Annotated in this window: 17 protein-coding genes, 4 tRNA genes and 1 other RNA gene; 3 read left to right on the top strand and 19 right to left on the bottom strand. The window is 47.3% G+C overall.

All coding sequences use genetic code 11. The features are described 5' to 3' along the window. The 5 genes from ACJMM4_RS08945 to ACJMM4_RS08925 form a co-directional block, all read right to left on the bottom strand. Positions 1-714 (bottom strand): elongation factor Tu (locus ACJMM4_RS08945; RefSeq protein ID WP_405384111.1); only part of this gene is annotated, 714 nt, incomplete at its 3' end. Between the two features lie 151 nt (positions 715-865). Beyond that, positions 866-942, bottom strand: a tRNA-Met gene (locus ACJMM4_RS08940). 131 nt (positions 943-1073) lie between these two features. Further along, positions 1074-1149, bottom strand: a tRNA-Thr gene (locus ACJMM4_RS08935). Positions 1150-1158: 9 nt separating this feature from the next. Beyond that, positions 1159-1234: transfer RNA gene (locus ACJMM4_RS08930), tRNA-Met, on the bottom strand. A gap of 11 nt (positions 1235-1245) precedes the next feature. Continuing rightward, positions 1246-1330: transfer RNA gene (locus tag ACJMM4_RS08925), tRNA-Tyr, on the bottom strand. Positions 1331-1493: 163 nt separating this feature from the next. Here ACJMM4_RS08925 and ACJMM4_RS08920 point away from each other — a divergent pair. Beyond that, on the top strand, positions 1494-2102 hold the full coding sequence (locus ACJMM4_RS08920; protein WP_405384109.1) for a hypothetical protein: 609 nt from the start codon (positions 1494-1496) through the stop codon (positions 2100-2102). Positions 2103-2293: 191 nt separating this feature from the next. Next, positions 2294-3541 carry a uracil permease gene (gene uraA / locus ACJMM4_RS08915; RefSeq protein WP_405381166.1) on the top strand — a complete coding sequence of 416 codons (1248 nt, stop codon included), beginning with the start codon at positions 2294-2296 and terminating at the stop codon, positions 3539-3541. 241 nt (positions 3542-3782) lie between these two features. Here the strand turns inward: uraA and ACJMM4_RS08910 are convergent, their stop codons facing one another. Beyond that, a complete protein-coding gene (locus ACJMM4_RS08910; RefSeq protein ID WP_405381168.1) occupies positions 3783-4028 on the bottom strand; it encodes a TM1266 family iron-only hydrogenase system putative regulator in 246 nt (81 codons plus the stop codon). A gap of 157 nt (positions 4029-4185) precedes the next feature. Between ACJMM4_RS08910 and ACJMM4_RS08905 the strand changes: the two genes are divergently transcribed. Beyond that, entirely contained in the window at positions 4186-4383 is a 198-nt protein-coding gene (locus ACJMM4_RS08905) for a hypothetical protein (RefSeq protein ID WP_405381170.1), read from the top strand. Between the two features lie 59 nt (positions 4384-4442). On the opposite strand, the gene epsC is transcribed toward ACJMM4_RS08905, so the two are convergent. The 13 genes from epsC to gap form a co-directional block, all read right to left on the bottom strand. Next, a complete protein-coding gene (epsC, locus tag ACJMM4_RS08900) occupies positions 4443-5354 on the bottom strand; it encodes a serine O-acetyltransferase EpsC (RefSeq protein WP_405381172.1) in 912 nt (303 codons plus the stop codon). A 568-nt stretch (positions 5355-5922) separates the two neighbouring features. Continuing rightward, positions 5923-6269, bottom strand: a transfer-messenger RNA (tmRNA) gene (ssrA, locus tag ACJMM4_RS08895). Between the two features lie 91 nt (positions 6270-6360). Next, positions 6361-6828 (bottom strand): SsrA-binding protein SmpB, encoded by a 468-nt coding sequence (gene smpB, locus ACJMM4_RS08890; RefSeq protein ID WP_405384107.1) that lies wholly within the window; start codon positions 6826-6828, stop codon positions 6361-6363. A 3-nt stretch (positions 6829-6831) separates the two neighbouring features. Next, positions 6832-9180, bottom strand: coding sequence for a ribonuclease R (gene rnr / locus ACJMM4_RS08885; protein WP_405381176.1), 2349 nt, complete (start codon positions 9178-9180; stop codon positions 6832-6834). A 5-nt stretch (positions 9181-9185) separates the two neighbouring features. Next, entirely contained in the window at positions 9186-9941 is a 756-nt protein-coding gene (locus ACJMM4_RS08880; protein WP_405384105.1) for an alpha/beta hydrolase, read from the bottom strand. Between the two features lie 305 nt (positions 9942-10246). Then, positions 10247-10651 (bottom strand): HEPN domain-containing protein, encoded by a 405-nt coding sequence (locus ACJMM4_RS08875; RefSeq protein WP_405381180.1) that lies wholly within the window; start codon positions 10649-10651, stop codon positions 10247-10249. Further along, complete coding sequence (locus ACJMM4_RS08870) at positions 10648-11016, bottom strand: nucleotidyltransferase domain-containing protein (RefSeq protein WP_405381182.1); 369 nt, start codon at positions 11014-11016, stop codon at positions 10648-10650. Before ACJMM4_RS08870 ends, ACJMM4_RS08875 begins: the two co-directional genes overlap by 4 nt. 130 nt (positions 11017-11146) lie before the next feature. Further along, positions 11147-13144 (bottom strand): sodium-translocating pyrophosphatase, encoded by a 1998-nt coding sequence (locus tag ACJMM4_RS08865; protein ID WP_405381208.1) that lies wholly within the window; start codon positions 13142-13144, stop codon positions 11147-11149. Between the two features lie 117 nt (positions 13145-13261). Further along, on the bottom strand, positions 13262-13492 hold the full coding sequence (gene secG, locus ACJMM4_RS08860; protein WP_405381184.1) for a preprotein translocase subunit SecG: 231 nt from the start codon (positions 13490-13492) through the stop codon (positions 13262-13264). A 166-nt stretch (positions 13493-13658) separates the two neighbouring features. Then, positions 13659-14942 (bottom strand): phosphopyruvate hydratase, encoded by a 1284-nt coding sequence (gene eno / locus ACJMM4_RS08855; protein ID WP_405384103.1) that lies wholly within the window; start codon positions 14940-14942, stop codon positions 13659-13661. A 33-nt stretch (positions 14943-14975) separates the two neighbouring features. Continuing rightward, on the bottom strand, positions 14976-16496 hold the full coding sequence (gpmI, locus tag ACJMM4_RS08850; protein ID WP_405381188.1) for a 2,3-bisphosphoglycerate-independent phosphoglycerate mutase: 1521 nt from the start codon (positions 16494-16496) through the stop codon (positions 14976-14978). A gap of 4 nt (positions 16497-16500) precedes the next feature. Further along, positions 16501-18426, bottom strand: a complete 1926-nt coding sequence (tpiA, locus tag ACJMM4_RS08845) for a triose-phosphate isomerase (RefSeq protein WP_405384101.1) — start codon at positions 18424-18426, stop codon at positions 16501-16503. A gap of 19 nt (positions 18427-18445) precedes the next feature. Beyond that, positions 18446-19453 (bottom strand): type I glyceraldehyde-3-phosphate dehydrogenase, encoded by a 1008-nt coding sequence (gene gap / locus ACJMM4_RS08840; protein WP_405381210.1) that lies wholly within the window; start codon positions 19451-19453, stop codon positions 18446-18448. Between the last annotated feature and the right edge of the window lie 10 nt (positions 19454-19463).

Here is a 19463-nt window from a genome sequence, read left to right as displayed (position 1 = left end):
TTTTACGGTACCACGTTCAACACGGCCGGTTGCTACGGTGCCACGACCGGTGATGGTGAATACGTCTTCGACAGGCATCAGGAACGGTTTGTCGGTAGCACGTTCCGGCAGGGGAATGTAGCTGTCAACTGCGTCCATCAGGTCCATGATTTTTGCTTCGTATGCGGGGTCGCCTTCCAAAGCTTTCAGTGCGGAACCTGCGATAACGGGGATGTCGTCGCCAGGGAAGTCATAGGAGCTCAGCAGTTCGCGAACTTCCATTTCTACCAATTCCAGCAGTTCTTCGTCGTCAACCATATCAACTTTGTTCAGGAATACAACCATTGCGGGAACGCCTACTTGGCGAGCCAGCAGGATGTGTTCACGAGTTTGAGGCATCGGGCCGTCAGCAGCGGATACTACCAGGATTGCGCCGTCCATTTGAGCAGCGCCGGTGATCATGTTCTTTACATAGTCAGCATGGCCCGGGCAGTCAACGTGTGCATAGTGACGGGTTGCGGTTTCGTATTCAACGTGTGCGGTGTTGATGGTGATGCCGCGTTCACGTTCTTCCGGAGCTTTATCGATCATGGAGTAGTCCATGAATTCTGCGCCGCCTTTTTCAGCCAAAACTTTGGTGATAGCAGCGGTCAGAGTGGTTTTGCCATGGTCAACGTGACCGATGGTGCCGATATTCAGATGGGGTTTAGTTCTTTCATATTTAGCTTTTGCCATTTTGTGAAATTCCTCCAATCAATACATCACAATTTTTTGATAAGGTCAAGATAACCTACCATTTTATATTCGCTTTCCGCAAGGAAAATCCTGCTACACGGAAAAGAATATAACAAAAAAACCTCATCGAAATGAGGTTCTGTGTCTAGGTTGGTGGCGGCGCACGGATTCGAACCGCGGACACTGCGGGTATGAACCGCATGCTCTAGCCAACTGAGCTACGCCGCCATATAATCACCATAAGCGCCAATCTACTTCGTTGCGATTGCGATTGCTCGCTCGCAGTACCATTTAGTACAGCTTCGCTTCACAATCTCATCACGCCTTGTATCTTAGCACTTCTGATGCTTAATAACATTTGGAGCTGATGACCAGGATTGAACTGGTGACCTTATCCTTACCAAGGATACGCTCTGCCGACTGAGCTACATCAGCATATTTAGTTGGTTGCGGGGGGCGGACTTGAACCACCGACCTTCGGGTTATGAGCCCGACGAGCTACCAACTGCTCCACCCCGCGATGAAAAGTGTTGGTGGAGAGGGTTGGATTCGAACCAACGAAGCGAAACGCGGCAGATTTACAGTCTGCTCCCTTTAACCACTCGGGAACCTCTCCGTTTGCGACAAAAAGAATTATACAGGATATCAACCAATTTGTCAACAGGTTATTTTAAATTTTTTCATTTTTTATTTTGCAAATTTTTTCTTGCTTTCATTCTTGCTATTTTAAGCACTTTCCTATATATTATAGGTAACAAAAAACGTAAGGAGGTCTCCCCATGAAGAAATTATTGCTCGCTCTGCTCTTTACCATGCTGTGCGCTGTCGGCTACGCTGCCGAGCCCACCCAGAAAGTCATCCTGTGGTACCAAGTCCCTGACATTGTCTTAGAGGCTCAAAACGAAAGTAACGACATCAAAGCCGGACAAACAGAATTTGAAGCATATATCAAAGAACAATACAGCAAGCGCTTTCTTATTCAATCTCTCAAGCGTGCTCCCGAAGGCACTTTGAACCCTGCAGATTTGGGACGCATCACCCGCCCCGACTGGCGTCCCATCGTCATCAGCATCCAACTGGCAGGCACCGGTAAGGAGACCGATGTTAGCGGCAACACCTACCCCACTGTAAAAGTTGCTATGCAGGAAAGCGCTAGCGACGGTCACCAGCTGTATACCTATGATTATGGTATCAAAGAATATTCCAGCAGCCTGTTTGCAGTAATGGGCTACATCGTTTCTAACGAAACTGATACCCGCAAGCACACTAAGAATGCTGTTAACAAAGCTATTAGCGATGCTTGCAAATTCAACGATAAAATCAATCGTTACGCAGATCCTGAAGCTTACCAAGTAGAATACGACCGCTACTGCCTTGCTCCGGCGTAAGCTAAGGTCATAAGTTCGAGTGCTACAAAAGCATCTTTCAAACAGTGGTAACATAACACAAGCTTTTCTGAGAACACGTATCTTTTGATGCGTGTTCTTTTCTTTATTACAAGTAGAGAAAAAACTTGCTTTTCTAACGAAATCAACATAAAATAGTTGTTGGAAATTTTTAAGAAAGAGAGGTCTTTGTTTTGGAACATAAAGTTATCCAAGTTGAAGAACGTCCCCCACTACTGCTCAACATCCCCTTGAGCTTGCAACACCTTTTCGCCATGTTCGGCGCTACCGTATTGGTTCCCTTCCTGTTTAAAGTAAGCCCCACTACCTGTTTGTTTATGAACGGCTTAGGCACTTTGCTTTACATCTTCCTTACTAAAGGCAAGATCCCTTCCTATTTAGGCTCCAGCTTTGCCTTCATTTCTCCCGTACTGCTGATTATGTCCAACTCCAGCTACAGCCACGCTCAATCCGGCTTCATCGTATTCGGCTTGCTGTTCATGCTGTTCTCCATGATTATCCACTTTGTAGGTACTAAATGGATTGACGTTATCTTCCCGCCTGCAGCTATGGGTGCCATCATCGCTGTTATTGGTTTGGAATTAGCTCCTGTTGCTGCCAATATGGCAGGTCTCACCGGTGAAAACATCGTTGCTGCCAACATCGCAGTTTCCATGTTTACCTTAGCAGTGGGCGTTATCGGCTCCGTTGCCTTCCGCGGTTTCATGAGCATCATCCCCATTCTCTTTGGTGTAATCTGCGGCTACATCTTTGCCTTCTGCCTGGGCATGGTAAACGTGCAGCCTATTATCGATGCGCCTTGGTTCCAAGTGCCCCATTTCTATGCACCTGTTTTTGATATTAACGCTATTATGATCATCGCTCCTGCAGCTCTGGTTGTATTGGCAGAACATATCGGCCACCTTGTTGTTACCGGCAACATCGTTGACCGCCAATTGATCAAAGACCCGGGCCTGTCCCGCTCCCTCTTTGCTGACGGCCTGTCCAACGTTATCAGCGGTTTCGCCGGCGCTACTCCTAACACCACCTATGGTGAAAACATCGGTGTCATGGCGATCACCAAAGTTTACAGCACTTGGGTAATCGGCGGTGCTGCAGTTATGGCAATCATCCTGTCCTTCTGCGGCAAGCTGTCCGAAGTCATCCACAGCATCCCCGTTCCCGTTATGGGCGGCATCTGCATCCTGCTCTTCGGTGTAATCGCCACCAGCGGTATCCGCCTGTTGGTTGAAAGCAAGATTGATTACAGCAAATCTTCCAATTTGGTTATGACTTCCGTAATCATGATCATTGGTCTTTCCGGCGCGAAGATTTCCATCGGCGCCTTTGCTGTTCAAGGCATGGTGCTGGCAACTGTAGTTGCAATTATCATGAGCCTGCTCTTCAAACTGTTCCGCAAACTCAATCTGATGAACGAATAATAAAACGAGGCTATGACAATACCAGTCATCATTGCCATATCCCTAGACGAATCATTGCGATTTTAGCTCATGAGTGCTTAGAATCACAGAAGTGAAGCGAACCGAAGAAAAACTTGTTTTTCGAACAAGATTGGCCGCGAATCTTCGTTGTGATTCTGCACGAAATGAGCGTTAAGAAATCGTACGTGAGTTGGGATATGGTAACATGACTACATATGTCATAGCCTCTTCTTTTTTATCTCTATACATTGGCGTAAGCAGTCTTGACGCTAACCCCGGCAATACTGCCTAACTTGCCGCTCAAGGCGCTGACCGCATCACGGGGAGCATCCACCGCTACACAGATAATATTCACGCCCTTAGTGCGGTAAGGCAGTCCCATCCTGCCAATAATATACTGAGAATAATTGTGAAGCAGCCCATTCAACTGCTGTACTGCTTCCTCTTGGGAAACAATCATCGAAATAACAGCAACCCTAGTATCCATCCTTAGCAACCTCCTCAACGTAACATTGTACACCTTTAAAGCACACACACCTACGGCAACGTCCTCTTTCTTGACAAAACTACCTACTTTGCTATAATAAAGGTAATTAATTCATCGATTAAGAAGGCTTTGTGCCTTTGCCATAAAGGAGTCCGTCATGTTAAATATTCTCTTTGCTCTCTTTCTTTTCGGAATGTTGGTAGTCCTGTGCATCAAAGCTATCATGCGCGCTATCAAGCAACAAGTACCGCTCAACGCCAAGGAAGCGGCGCTTATGGTCGCTCTGTCCCTCGGCTGCCTCGTCGCCCTCAGCGCCGGCGTAAGCTCCGTCTACCATACGCAACTATTTTTCTAAATATACTTCTTCCGCCTATACTTAACGCACCCGTCAAGGGTGCGTTTTTTTCTTTGCTCTTAAATCTTATATTCTTGGTCGCCAAAGTCCAGCTCTTGGTTTTTAATGCTGATACGGGAGTTGGGCTTTACGGAGAAAGTGATAAAAGCATTGGAGCCAATTACGGAATCGTGCCCAATAACAGTATCACCGCCTAAAATAGAAGCACCGGAATAAATGGTAACATTATCCTCAATGGTAGGATGACGACGGGTACCACGCAGTTTTTGCCCTGCACGAGTAGAAAGCGCACCCAAAGTTACGCCTTGGTATACCTTTACATGGTCGCCAATATGAGTAGTTTCACCAACAACAATACCCGTACCATGGTCAATAAAGAAATATTTGCCAATGGTCGCACCGGGATGAATGTCGATACCGGTCAGATTATGGGCATATTCCGTCATAATACGGGGGATCAGCGGCACCTTCAGTTCATAAAGGATATGTGCCATACGATATACAGTAATAGCCAAAATACCGGGATAAGCGAAGATAATCTCGTCTTTGTTTTGGGCAGCAGGGTCGCCGTCCAAAGTAGCCTGCAAATCCGTATCTAGATAAGCGCGTACTTCCGGAATGCGGGCAAAGAATTCCAGGGTAATGCGTTGCGCTTCCTGCTCGATATCTTCCGGAGCTATGTCGCTGTACTTCAGGACTACAGAAATTTGCCTATGCAAGCGGTACATAACGTCCTCAATTAAAGCAGCCACATTATTGCGGGCATTATAGATATAATAAGCGTTATCGCGGTAGAAACCGGGATAAACAATACGACGCAGTTTTTTGACGATTTCCACTACAGCGTATTTATCCACGCTGGCATAAAAATCCAAGCGGTCGATATCCCTGTCCTTATTATAGTCATTGATGATGCTGTCAGTAATGGCAGCCACCTGTTCCTCAATAGCTTTATTATTAATAAGTTCCATGTGCGTCTCTCCTTCTCAGACAAAATAAAAAAGCGGAAGCCCATCGACTTCCGCAAAGGTTTTGCAATAGCAAATAGTAGGCGCCAAACATGACGCGTATCTTCGGTAAGCCTAAACGAGCGCAAAAATCCCTTGGCAACAGCAACAACAATCTTGCCAAGTTTTTTGCATCATTTGCGACCCCTTTCAAGTAATTTCTACTATAGCACTATGGTAACACTAACAGGCACACTTGTAAAGATGTTTTTCAAGTATACATTCCAGAATGCAACGGTTATACTACTACGCCAAACTTTTTAGTTGTACGTTATGCTATTCTCTGTTTAAGCATGGCACCCATACTTAACTAACTTTCAAGTAATTTACTTGAAAGTAAATTACTTCTGAGTAAATTATATTGCAAAATTAGTGAGGAGGCAAGGAGAAGCACACCAGCACGAGAAAAAGTTAAGCAAAAGCAAAAACGCCCATAGGCTGTTACACCTATGAGCGTTTGGATTCCACCATCTATACTTAGTGCCCCCACAGCTTCAATACAAAGCCTGCAGGGTTCTACTATTGAATCATTTGGTGGAGATGAGGGGAGTCGAACCCCTGTCCGAAAATATTGCCATACAACTTTCTCCGAGCGCAGACGACATATTGCGTTTCGCTTCCCAGATGCCTATCGACGGGCGCCCAAGTTGCTATCCCGTAATGTTTCCCTAAAGGCTCACGGGCGTCGGCCTTAAGGTATCCCGCAAATTGACTGTCTTTCCTCGTCTGCAGGAGGAACTCAGAAGACAGTTAGCAGTTAGGCTGCTAAAGCGTATTCTTTATCAGCGTTTATATTTAAACGTCCCAACAGTTAACGTGTGCCAGACCACGGCTCGCTTATCATACCGCACCTACCCCCGTCGAAACCAGTACATCCCCGGTTTAAGCAGACCTATAAAGGTCTGGAAGTAAGCAGATACGCCTTGCTTTATCTGTATTGTAGCAAACAATAGTCAAAAAGTCAAGGTTTTTATCTATTGCGCTCTTTCAGGGCGCGTTCCATCTCGCGCTTAGCGTCCTTCTTCGCCATATCTTGGCGCTTGTCGTAGTTCTTCTTGCCCACTGCCAACGCCAGCTCTAACTTGACTAAACCATGCTTAAAGTACAGCTTAAGCGGTACCAGTGCATAGCCTTTTTCCTTTACCTTGCCAATCAGTTTGTTGATTTCCTGACGGTGCAGGAGCAAACGGCGATTACGCAAAGGCTCATGGTTGAAGATATTACCATGATCATACGGACTAATATGCAGATTATACAGGAACACCTCTGCCTGTTTCGTAATTGGGGCATAACTGTCCTTCATATTAGCCTTGCCTGCGCGCAGGGACTTAACCTCAGTACCCGTCAAAGCAATGCCTGCTTCAAAAGTTTCCATAATGGTATAATCATGGCGCGCTTTGCGGTTTTCTGCAATAATCTTAATCTTTGTTTCTGCCATAATCTATTTCTTCTTTCTAGCTCCACGCTTTTTACCGGAGCCACCTTTAGACTTACCCTTACCGCCTTTAGGACTGCGACGGCCGGGTTCTTTATTCTTAGCACCCTTGCTGCCACGGTGCTTCTTCTTTTGGGTTTCCGCACTAATAGCGGCGCGACTGCTGCTCATGCCCTTGGCAGGCTTTTGCTTGGACAAAAGCTGTTGACGGATATGCTCGCGTACGCCATCGTTCTCCCCTGCCATAATAAAGTCGATGGACACGTCGCTGATATTTACGTTGAGCACTTCAATGCGGACCTTGTCGCCTAAGCGATAGGTGTGCCCTGTATGAGTGCCCACCAAAGCGTAGCGTTCTTCGTAATATTCGTAGTAATCATCCATCAGGCTGGAAATATGTACCAAGCCTTCCACACCGTTGGCAAGCTCTACAAACATACCAAAAGCAGTTACACTGGAAATGACACCATCATATTCTTCGCCCAGATGATCCGCCATATATTCGCACATCTTCAACTCCACTGTTGCCCGTTCTGCATCAGCGGCAGCACGCTCGCGGATGGAGGAATGTTCAGCAATCATATCCAGCTTATCGGTTAAGGGCTCTACCTCTGCAGCTTTCAGCTTAGGCTGCTGCATCCACGCCCGCAGCAGGCGATGAACGATCAGATCAGGATAGCGGCGGATAGGAGATGTAAAGTGGGTGTAGAACTTGGCAGCTAGGCCAAAGTGCCCCACATTCTCCGTTTGGTAGACAGCCTGCTTCATGGAGCGCAGTGCTACCGTAGTAACAAGTCTTTCCTCAGGCTTGCCTGCTACCGCACGCACCGCCTGCTGGATCTCCTTAGGCTGAGTTTCTTCGCTCACCTTAAACTTAACATTGAAATTGGCTAGCAATCTAGCAAAATCCTGCATCTTTTCTTCTGCAGGCAAATCATGGACACGATAAATGAAGGGCCAATGTTGGTTGAACATATGCTGAGCCACAGTTTCGTTGGCAGCCAGCATAAATTCTTCAATAATGGATTCCGCATTACCATGAATGCGTTGAACAATCTCTACAGGATGTAGCTTTTCATCAAGAATAACCTTCTGCTCCGGCAAATCAAAGTCCACGGCACCACGACGGGCACGTTTGTCATGAAGGATTTGGCGCAGCTCGTCCATCTTGCCCACCATGGGCAGAATATCCACGTACTTAGCGCACATGGATTCATCCCCTGCCAACATGGAGCGGACAATGTTATAGCTCAAACGATGGCGCACATTGATTACTGCAGGGAAAATTTCGTACTGCAGCACATTGCCATCCCTATCGATATGCATTTCACAAGCCATGGACAAGCGGTCCTCCCCCGCGTTCAAGCTGCAGATACCGTTGGAAAGACGTTCCGGCAGCATGGGCAGCACTCTGTCTACCAGATAGACACTGGTACCGCGGGCACGTGCTTCACGATCGAGGATGCTGTCTTCCGTTACATAGTAGCTGACATCGGCAATATAAACGCCCAAGAGGAACTCATCTTTGTTGATTTGTTCCACATAAACTGCATCGTCAAGGTCCTTAGCATCTTCGCCGTCAACAGTGACTACAGTGCGGTCACGCAGGTCGCGGCGACCATTGATTTCGCTCTTCTTGATAGTTTTAGGCACCTTGCGGGAAGCAGCCAGTACTTCCTCAGGGAACTCCAAGGGCAGATCGTTCTGCTTGATAATGGACAGGATTTCCAAACCTACGTCGCCGATATTGCCCAATACTTCGCTGACACGGCCTTCTGCCTTGCGGTTTTCCTGGGGCCATTCCGTAATTTCTACTACGACCTTTTGTCCATCTTTAGCATTATTAAAATTACGCTTCATAATGTAGACATCCTGACCGATGCGTTTATCATCAGGAGTTACAAAGGCAAAATCACCGCTTTGGTGGAACACGCCTACCACCTTATTGTTGGCATGCACAATAATACGTAAAATCTCGCCTTCAGGCTTTTTGCCATGGGTATCCACATTGACACGCGCCAAAACACGGTCATTGTTCATGGCACCATTCAACGCACGGGGTGGAATGAACACATCGGGACGGTCGCCCTTATTATCGGGGATGACGAAACCAAAGCCTTTGCTGGTCAACTGGAAGCGACCTGCCACCAGACCCATTTTTTCCGGCAAGCCGTAGGTATCAAAACGCGTCTTAATAATCTCCCCGTTCTGCTCCATGGCTAGCAGTTCCTGCCAAAACTTAGTCGCACTGCATTCACCTGCCAATTGGTCCAGCAGTTCTTCGCTGGTCATGGGAGCATAGCTGCTATCGCGCATAAACTCTATAATTTTATCGTGAATATTTTTACTTGGCATAAATATCACCTCTTACTAAAAAACTCACCTATTTCTTGAAAAACTTGGTCATGTTCACTGTCTAAAGTGAGAATGTGGCCGCTGTGGTTAAACCAGCGCAGCTCCTTCTCTTCTGCCACTGTGGCAACATGATCATAAATATATTGAGCACTCTTAGGTTGAACTGTGTGTTCAATCTTCGACTGCATGATTAAGCAAGGACACTTTACTTGCTGCAGCAAATGCTTTTTAACTTCTTTCACTAGGCCGAACAAGCTTACTAGAGGCTTCGTCGGCATTTTATCATAGCACAGGCAGTACTCCGCCAAATCGTGGTAGTCACGCTTATGCTTGGGCAAGTAGCGGATGAACCACCGCAACAGCGGCAGAAACGGCAAACGCTTATCAGGTACAAAGATGGGCGTAGATAGGAATGCTACTTTCGCCACCTTTTCCGTAGCAGCGACAGTAATAGCCAAAAGTCCGCCCATGGAAAGACCTGCCACGTAAATCTCTTGATATTCTTTGGCTAAGATGGCGTAGGCAACTTTGGCTGTCGCCACCCATTGGGAAGCAGTAGTCTGCTCCAAATCAGCAACACTTGTACCATGGCCGGGCAGACGGGGGCACAACACAGTAAAGCCCAAACCATGCAGATAGTTGCCTAAAGGGCGCATTTCCGCCGTAGCGCCGGTATAGCCATGCAACAGCAGCACCGCCTTACCATTATTTCCTTTTAAGAGGAAGCTTTCCGCTCCGGGCATAATTTGTTGTGTCATCATCAATCTCCCACTCGAACAATATTTTGGCACTTTATATTATAGATTTTATTACGCGTAACGTCAATAAGAATAGGTAAGCGGAAATCGCAAAGTCTATTCATAAACCTAAATCTTTGCATAAATAACACTCCTAAAATAAAACTGCCATTTTTTCAAGGTACTTTTTTGGCAAAAGCGCAACTTTTTCAAGGGACTTTTTGGCGAAATCGCAACTTTTTGTAATTTATACTATATTATCATCTAGATAGCAAATAAGCCTGCAGACGTTAAAACGTCTACAGGCTCATGCTACATTGTCAAATATATTACCTAATGCCACTCGCATACAACACATCATACCAAGCTTGTATCTCACTGCTTACTCTTTTAAGAGTATCAATTCTAATGGAAAAGCCTACATCATAACGACTTCCCGCTTCCCAATCTGTAATTACCAAACTATTATCTCTAATATACTTGGGAGCGTAAAATCCTATATTCAAAGTTTCAGCATATAAAATCAACTTTTCGATGTTATGCGTAAACAGCTTGTGATTATCATAGGTCACAGCTTTGTTGTAAACTTGAATCTTAATTAACTTTTCTGCAGCTTGTTGAAAATGATATGCAGCAATATTCTTTATGTCCTTAATTTTGTTTTGCTCAAAATATTCTATAGCATGATTAGCTGCTACCATGTCAGCTTTGATAAGCCCCATTGTCAGCTTCATGCTACCTTCCTCCTATATATCTCCGCACCTTTCTCTATATCTTCCATAATTGAATCACTATTCTTGCCATCCTCGCAAAAATAAAGAATATCATAGTCTTGAGAGAAAGCATCACCAAAAAGAAATAAATTCTTTTGAAATTCTTTGAATTCTTTAGATTTCAAATACTTTGCTTTACTGGACTCACCAAAAACAGCAATATCTATATCAGAAGCATCATGGCAACGTTCCTCTAAAGCAGAACCAAAAAGCATAATACGGCTAATATTTTTACACTTAGCTGCTTGAGTAATAATGTTCTCTATATATTTGTATTTAATTTCAGCGACAGCTCTACCATTAGGCAAACATTTCAACTTGCACATAACGCTCCCTCCTCAATAGCTTTTCTTATCTCCATTATAGATTTTATTACGCATAACGTCAAGTAAACAAAAAAGCACCCGCCCTCGCGAAGAGAGCAGGTGCCTTGAATTGCTATAGTGCAGTGTTCAATTATTTGAACAGGCCCAGCAGCATGCCGCCGTTAGCAGCCAGTACCGGAGCGAATACCAGAGCAACAATGGTCATCAATTTGATCAGGATGTTCATTGCAGGTCCGGAAGTATCTTTGAACGGATCGCCTACGGTATCGCCAACAACAGTTGCATCATGAACCGGGGTGTGTTTACGGCCGGTAGCTTCAACATATTTTTTAGCGTTATCCCAAGCGCCGCCTGCGTTTGCCATCAGGATAGCAACCAGTACGCCGGAAGCCAGAGCGCCGCCGATCAGGCCGCCCAGAGCTTCAGTACCGAACAGGAAGCCCATAGCCAGAGGAGCTACGATAGCGATTACGCCAGGCATAATCATTTCGTTCAGTGCAGCAGCAGTGGAGATATCTACGCATTTTTGATAGTCAGCTTTAGCTTTGCCTTCCAGCAGGCCGGGGATTTCGTGGAATTGACGACGAACTTCCTCGATCATTTGGTAAGCAGCTTTACCAACGGATTCCATGGTCATAGCGCCGAATACGAAGGGCAGAGTTGCACCAACGAATACGCCGATCAGGGTTACAGGGTTCAGCAGGTCGATAGCTTGCAGCTTAACAGTGTGAGCATATGCAGAGAACAGTGCCAGTGCAGTCAGAGCAGCGGAACCGATTGCAAAGCCTTTACCGATAGCAGCGGTGGTGTTACCAACGGAGTCCAGAGTATCGGTGATTTCACGTACTTCAGGAGGCAGTTCGGACATTTCTGCGATACCACCAGCGTTATCAGCGATAGGACCATAAGCGTCAACAGCTACGGTCAGACCGGTGGTGGACAGCATACCAACTGCAGCCAGAGCGATACCGAACAGGCCCATGCCAGCGTCTTTTGCACCGCCCATGAAGAAGAAGGACAGGATTACACCGATGCAGATGAAGATCATCGGCAGGAAGGTGGAATACATACCTACAGCCAGACCGGAAATAATGGTGGTTGCCGGACCGGTTTCAGATTGAGTAGCAATCTTCTTTACAGAAGCATAGTCAGCAGAGGTGTAGATTTCGGTGATTTTACCGATCAACAGACCAACAACCAGACCGGAAGCAATAGCTACGAATGCGCTAGCGTTACCGAAGATGGAGGTGGACAGGTAGTAAGCAGCAGCGATTACGATGATACCGCCAACATAAGTGCCATGGTTCAGAGCAGCTTGAGGGTTGGTGGATTTGCTACTACGAGCATACATAACGCCGATGATGGAAGCGATGATGCCTACGAAAGCCAGAGTGAATACGAACATTACGCCTTCACCATTAGGGTATGCAACAGCGCCCAGGGTAATAGCGGAGATGATTGCACCAACATAGGATTCGAACAAGTCAGCGCCCATACCTGCAACGTCGCCTACGTTATCGCCTACGTTATCAGCGATGGTAGCCGGGTTACGCGGATCGTCTTCAGGCAGACCTTCTTCAACTTTACCTACCAAGTCAGCGCCTACGTCAGCAGCTTTGGTGTAGATACCGCCGCCAACACGAGCGAACAGTGCGATGGAGCTTGCGCCCAGACCGAAGCCGGTAACAATATCAATGTTACCAAAAATCATGTAGGCAGCAGCTACGCCCAGAATACCCAGGCCAACTACGCCCAAGCCCATTACAGCACCGCCGGAGAAAGCAATTTTCAGTGCTTCAGGCATGCCATGACGAGCAGCTTCTGCAGTACGAACGTTAGCTTTGGTAGCAACGGTCATGCCCAGATAGCCAGCGCATACGGAGAAGATAGCGCCCCATACAAAGCAAACAGCAGTCATGGGAGACAGGAACATAGCGATAATAACAGCAACAACCAGAACGAATACGGACAATGCCTTGTATTCTCTGTACAGGAACGCCATAGCGCCCTCGTGGATGTAACCGGCAATTTCCTGCATGCGAGCATTACCTGCGGAAGCCTTGCCGATTGCGCCGCTCAGCATCATTGCAACTGCCAGAGCGATGATACCAACAGCGATAGAGATCATTAAAAAATTCAAGACCCTAACCCCTTTCTTTTAACAAAAAATTTAAAATTTAAAGAGCGCAGTTGCACTCTTTTTAACATGAGTAATAAGCATAGGCTGTACTTTCATACCAATGCTTTAGGCATTAATCTTGGCCAAAGCCAGAGTAATTACAGCAAACGCAGCACCAAGATAAATGGTAGCTTTAGCCATCAGGCTATCAAGGTCATTGCCCTTGCCGAAAAAAGCACCGTCACTGCCGCCGAAAGTACTGCCCATACCGCCGCCTTTGCCGGACTGCAGCAGAACTGCGCCAATGAGGGCTATGCAAACGATAACTTCAAGAACTATCAAGACAGTTTCAATCACCGAGCTTACCTCCTCACATTTTTGTACCACAGTATTCTACCATAAAAATGGTAATCTTACAACGTAGTTTTGCAAAATATTTTACAAAAATGCGTAAAAATAAGGCGGTACATCGTGCACCCTGCAGCACACGGCCGTACCGCCTTCAAAGCTTCAATCAGCAAGCTTATTTAATATTGTAGAAAACGTTCTTGCCGTTGTATTTAGCAGCCTTGCCCAGATCTTCTTCGATACGCAGCAATTGGTTGTATTTAGCTACGCGGTCAGTACGTGCCGGAGCACCGGTCTTGATTTGGCCTGCGTTAACTGCTACAGCAATGTCTGCCAAAGTGGTATCTTCGGTTTCGCCGCTGCGGTGGGAGATAATGCAGGTGTAGCCTGCACGTTTTGCAGTTTCAATAGCGTTGAAGGTTTCGGTCAAAGTACCGATTTGGTTAACTTTAATCAAGATAGCGTTAGCAACGCCTTTCTTAATGCCTTCTACCAGACGTTCTTCATTGGTAACGAAGAGGTCGTCGCCAACCAATTGTACTTTCTTGCCCAGTTTCTTGGTCAGCTTCTTCCAGCCTTCCCAATCGTCTTCTGCCATACCGTCTTCGATGGAGATGATAGGATATTTAGCGCACAGGTCAGACAAGTATTCAACCATTTCGTCACTGGTCTTTTCAATGCCTTCGCCTGCCAGTTTGTATTTGCCATCTTCGTAGAATTCGCTGGAAGCAACGTCCAAAGCAATCACAATGTCCTTACCGGGTTTGTAGCCTGCTTTTTCTACAGCTTCCAAAATAACTTCGATAGCTTCGCTGTTGCAGCTCAGGTTGGGAGCAAAACCGCCCTCATCACCCAAAGCAGTGCTCAAGCCTTTGGATTTCAGCAGAGATTTCAGGTTATGGTAGATTTCTGCGTTCATGCGCAGTGCTTCGCTAAAACATTTAGCACCGATAGGCATAATCATGAACTCTTGGATATCTACGTTGTTGTCTGCGTGTTGGCCGCCGTTCAAAATGTTCATCATGGGAACAGGCAGTTCTTTAGCAGCTACGCCGCCCAAGTACAGGTACAAGGGCAGACCTACGGAAGCAGCAGCAGCCTTAGCCACTGCCATGGATACGCCCAAAATAGCGTTAGCACCTAAACGGCCTTTGTTGGGAGTACCATCCAAGCGAACCAGCATCTCGTCAATTTCAGTTTGACGGGTTGCTTCCAAACCGATAATTGCTTCTGCAATAATATCGTTAACATTGTCCACTGCTTTAGTAACGCCCTTGCCCAAATAGCGTTCTGCATCGCCGTCGCGCAGTTCCACTGCTTCATGAACACCGGTGGATGCACCGGAGGGAACAGCAGCGCGACCCATAGCGCCATCTTCCAGGCACACTTCTACTTCTACAGTAGGATTGCCGCGGGAGTCCAAAATCTCGCGTGCATATACTTCAGTAATCATTGCCATTGTCTATCACCTCAATAATAATATGGTTAATAGTTATTTTTCATCAATCAAGCTTTTACCGGTCATGGCAGCAGGTTGTGCTACATGGAGCAGCTGCAGCATGGTGGGAGCAATATCTGCCAAAATGCCTTGATGCAGACTGTGTGCTTCCTTGCTTACCAAAATAAAGGGCACAGGATTGGTGGTGTGCGCAGTGTTGGGTTCGCCATCTGCTTCCGCCATCTTCTCCAGATTGCCATGGTCCGCAGTAATACAAATGCTGCCGTTCAAGCCGAGCACCTTCTCCACAATGCGGCCTACGCAGTCATCAACCTTTTCCATAGCAGCAATAGCTGCGCTGAGAACGCCTGTATGACCAACCATGTCGGGATTAGCAAAGTTCAAAATCACAACATCGAATTTGTCCTTGGCGAGCTCTGCCAACAGGGCTTGAGTAACTTCTTCAGCGCTCATTTCCGGTTGCAAATCGTAGGTAGCAACTTTGGGAGAAGGGATGAGGATGCGTTCCTCATTTTTATTGGGTTCCTCCACGCCACCATTAAAGAAGAAGGTTACGTGGGCATATTTTTCGGTTTCCGCAATACGCAGCTGGTGCATACCCTGCGCCGCCAATACCTGACCTAAAGTATCCTTAATATCTTCAGGCGGATAAGCGACAGGAGCAGCAATAGTTGCATCGTATTGGGCCATGCAGGCAAAATGCACGGGACGTGCGCCTTCAGGACGTGCAAAATATGGGAAGTCCTCATCATTTAAAGCACGGGTAATCTCACGGGCACGGTCAGGACGGAAGTTGTAGAAGATGATGCCATCGCCGGCGGTGATTTTGCCGTCCACCCCTGCAATAGTAAAGGGAACGACGAACTCATCGGTTACGCCTGCAGCGTAGCTGGCTTCAATGCCTGCTGTTGCAGTAGCGAAAGCAGCACCCTGTCCTTCTGCTACAGTGTGATAAGCCTTTTCCAAACGCTCCCAGCGTTTGTCGCGGTCCATAGCGTAGTAACGGCCGCTGACAGTAGCAATCCTGCCTACGCCGATACGCGCCATAGCTGTTTCCAGCTGATTAACATAAGTCAATGCGCTTTGGGGAGCAACATCGCGACCGTCAAGGAAAGCGTGCACGCAAACCTTGGTCAGACCGCGGTCCTTTGCCATTTGCAGCAAAGCCTCCAAATGGGTAATATGGCTGTGTACACCGCCGTCGGAGAGCAGCCCCATCAGGTGCAGTGTCTTGCCTTCCGCTTTTACCTTGTCCATCACCTCAACAAAAACAGGGTTGGTGAAGAAATCACCATCCTCAATGGCTTTGCTGATGCGGGTCAGGCTTTGGTAAATAATACGGCCGCTGCCAATGTTCAAATGGCCCACTTCGGAGTTGCCAATCTGCCCTGCAGGCAGGCCCACTTCTCTACCGCTGGCTTCCAGCTGGGTGTGGGGATAGTTGGCAAAATATTTATCAAGGTTCGGGGTGCGTGCCAAGGCAGCCGCATTGGCTGCCCCGGCGGGAGCAATCCCCCAACCATCAAGAATCATTAATACTACAGGTTGTTTCATTATCTTAGAAGCTGCGAACAATTGCAGCGAAGCTTTCAGCCTTCAGGGAAGCACCGCCAACCAATACGCCGTCGATACCGCTGATGTTGAACTCTGCAGCATTCTTTTCGTTAACGCTACCACCGTACAGAATGCGGATTTGACGGGCAATATCAGGATTGAAGATTTTAGCTACTTTTTCACGGATCAAACGGCAAACTTCTTGCGCATCAGCTGCAGTTGCAGCTTTGCCGCTGCCAATAGCCCAAATAGGCTCGTAAGCAATAACCATGTTCACTGCATCTTCGGGAGCAACTACTTTCAAAGCGCTCTTCAGCTGCATGCTGATCTTACGGGCGGTTTTACCACCTTCGCGTTCTGCCAGGTTTTCGCCTACGCACAGCATGGGTTTCAAGCCGTTGCGGTAAGCAGCAACAATCTTGCTAGCTACAATCTTATCGGTTTCACCGAAGATAGTGCGGCGTTCGCTGTGGCCTACCATTACATATTCAGCGCAGATATCAGCAATCATGGGACCGGAGATAGCGCCGGTGAAGGCACCCTTGTCTTCCCAATGAATATCTTGCGCACCGTAGCCAACGTGCTTGCCGTCAATAGCATCAGCAACAGTTTCCAAAGCGGTGAAAGGCGGGAAGATAACGACTTCGTTCAAAGTACCGTTGGTTTCCATAACGATTTCTTCTGCCAGTTCTACAGCTTCGCTAACGGTTTTGTGCATTTTCCAGTTGCCGGCAATCATTTTGCGGCGCAGGTCATCCAGGGCAGCTACGCCGGGCAGAGTCTTGCCTTCCAAGTATTCCAAGGAAGCGCCGCCACCGGTGGAGATGTGGGAAATCTTGCTTGCCAAGCCCAGTTTTTCAATAGCAGCAACGCTGTCGCCACCGCCAACAATGCTAATTGCGCGGCTCTTAGCCACAGCTTTAGCAACTGCTTCCGTACCTTTGCAGAAAGCATCCATTTCGAACACGCCCATAGGACCGTTCCAAACAATCATCTTAGCGCCTGCCAGAGCAGCAGCGTAAGCTTTAGCGGTTGCCTTGCCGATATCCAGAGCCATATAGTCTTGGTTCAGAGCATCAACGGTTTGGTTAACGTGCTTAGCATCAGGAGCAAAAGTTGCAGCCATTACCAAGTCAGTAGGCAGGAGCATATTTACGCCGTTCTTTTCTGCCTTAGCCAGCAGCTCCTTAGCCAGTTCAATCTTATCTTCTTCTACCAAGGATTTGCCCATAGCGCAGCCCTTAGCAGCCAAGAAGGTGTTAGCCATACCGCCGCCGATGAGCAGGGTATCAACCTTATCTAACAGGTTATCAATAACGCCGATCTTATCGCTTACCTTAGCACCGCCGATAATAGCAGCGAAGGGATGCAGAGGCTCGGTAACAGCGCGGCCAACGTACTCGATTTCTTTTTCCAGCAGGAAGCCTGCAGCAGCAGGCAGGAAATGGGTTACACCCTCAACGGATGCATGGGCGCGGTGGGATACGCCGAAGCCGTCGTTGACATACAGATCAGCCATGGATGCCAATTGTTCAGCAAAATCCATGTCGTTCTTTTCTTCTTCCTTGTGGAAACGCAGGTTTTCCAAAAGCAATACTTGCCCAACCTTCAGCTTATTAGCTGCAGCCTTAGCATCAGCGCCCACACAGTCGGGAGCAAAGAAGATTTTTTTGCCCAGCAGCTTGCCAAGATGTTTAGCAACGGGAGCAAGGCTGTATTTGGGGTTTACCTCTCCTTTAGGACGACCAAGGTGAGCCATCAGCACTACAGCAGCCTTGTGGTCCAGCAGGTATCTGATGGTGTCCAAGGAAGCACGGATGCGGGTATCATCGGAAATTTTACCTTTATCATCAAAGGGAACGTTAAAATCTACACGTACCAGAACTTTTTTACCGGCAACGTCTAAGTCACGTACAGTTTTCTTATCCACGAAATATTATCTCCTTATCTTACAGGCCTTTTTTAGCAATGTAGATAGCTAGGTCAACTACACGGTTGGAATAACCCCATTCATTGTCGTACCAGCTAACAACCTTTGCCATACGGGGACCAACCATCATGGTGGACAGACCGTCAACAATGGAGCTCAGGGGGCAGCCGTTGTAGTCACGGGATACCAAAGGCAGTTCGTTGTAGCCCATGATGCCTTTCAGTTCGCCTTCAGCAGCAGCCTTCAGAGCAGCGTTGATTTCTTCAGCGGTGGTGTCTTTTTGCAGTACAACAGTCAGGTCAGTAATGGATACGTTAGGAGTAGGAACACGCATTGCGAAACCATTCAGTTTGCCTTTCAGTTCCGGCAGAACCAGAGCAACTGCTTTAGCAGCACCGGTGGTGGTGGGGATAATGGAGCAAGCAGCAGCGCGAGCGCGGCGCAGATCCTTGTGAGGCAGGTCCAGAATGCGTTGGTCATTGGTGTAGGAGTGAACAGTGGTCATCAAGCCACTTTCAATACCGAAGGTATTTTGCAGCACCTTAGCAAAGGGAGCCAGGCAGTTGGTGGTGCAGGAAGCGTTGGAAATGATGTTATGTTTAGCAGGATCATATTTTTCTTGGTTAACGCCCATAACGATGGTAATATCTTCTTGTTTAGCAGGAGCGGAGATGATTACCTTTTTAGCGCCAGCTGCCAGATGTGCTGCAGCTTTGGGGCCTTCGGTGAAACGGCCGGTGGATTCTACAACGATTTCTGCGCCGATTTCACCCCAAGGAATTTTTGCAGGATCGGGAGAAGCAAATACTTTAACTTTTTTACCGTCTACAACGATGCAGTCGCCGTCAGCGCTAACATCATGGGGGAAGGTGCCATGTACGGAGTCATATTTCAGCAGATGTGCCAAGGTAGCGGAGTCAGTCAGATCGTTTACAGCAACAACCTCAACCTCAGGATTGTTGAAAGCTACACGGAAAACCTCGCGACCGATGCGGCCGAAACCATTGATACCAATTTTTGTCATAATAAGTTCCTCC

It is taken from the genome of Phascolarctobacterium sp., from assembly GCF_045124115.1.
GTDB lineage: Bacteria > Bacillota > Negativicutes > Acidaminococcales > Acidaminococcaceae > Phascolarctobacterium_A.
Note: the sequence above shows the minus strand (reverse complement) of the source record. Positions and strands in the feature narration are given on the sequence as shown.

Excerpts from the sequence above, each read along its gene's own strand:
- ACJMM4_RS08920 (WP_405384109.1), top strand. The coding sequence starts at position 1,494 with ATGAAGAAATTATTGCTCGCTCTGCTCTTTACCATGCTGTGCGCTGTC.
- ACJMM4_RS08910 (WP_405381168.1), bottom strand. The coding sequence starts at position 4,028 with ATGGATACTAGGGTTGCTGTTATTTCGATGATTGTTTCCCAAGAGGAA.
- ACJMM4_RS08905 (WP_405381170.1), top strand. The coding sequence starts at position 4,186 with ATGTTAAATATTCTCTTTGCTCTCTTTCTTTTCGGAATGTTGGTAGTC.
- epsC (WP_405381172.1), bottom strand. The coding sequence starts at position 5,354 with ATGGAACTTATTAATAATAAAGCTATTGAGGAACAGGTGGCTGCCATT.
- smpB (WP_405384107.1), bottom strand. The coding sequence starts at position 6,828 with ATGGCAGAAACAAAGATTAAGATTATTGCAGAAAACCGCAAAGCGCGC.
- rnr (WP_405381176.1), bottom strand. The coding sequence starts at position 9,180 with ATGCCAAGTAAAAATATTCACGATAAAATTATAGAGTTTATGCGCGAT.
- ACJMM4_RS08880 (WP_405384105.1), bottom strand. The coding sequence starts at position 9,941 with ATGATGACACAACAAATTATGCCCGGAGCGGAAAGCTTCCTCTTAAAA.
- ACJMM4_RS08875 (WP_405381180.1), bottom strand. The coding sequence starts at position 10,651 with ATGAAGCTGACAATGGGGCTTATCAAAGCTGACATGGTAGCAGCTAAT.
- ACJMM4_RS08870 (WP_405381182.1), bottom strand. The coding sequence starts at position 11,016 with ATGTGCAAGTTGAAATGTTTGCCTAATGGTAGAGCTGTCGCTGAAATT.
- ACJMM4_RS08865 (WP_405381208.1), bottom strand. The coding sequence starts at position 13,144 with ATGATCTCTATCGCTGTTGGTATCATCGCTCTGGCAGTTGCAATGATG.
- eno (WP_405384103.1), bottom strand. The coding sequence starts at position 14,942 with ATGGCAATGATTACTGAAGTATATGCACGCGAGATTTTGGACTCCCGC.
- gpmI (WP_405381188.1), bottom strand. The coding sequence starts at position 16,496 with ATGAAACAACCTGTAGTATTAATGATTCTTGATGGTTGGGGGATTGCT.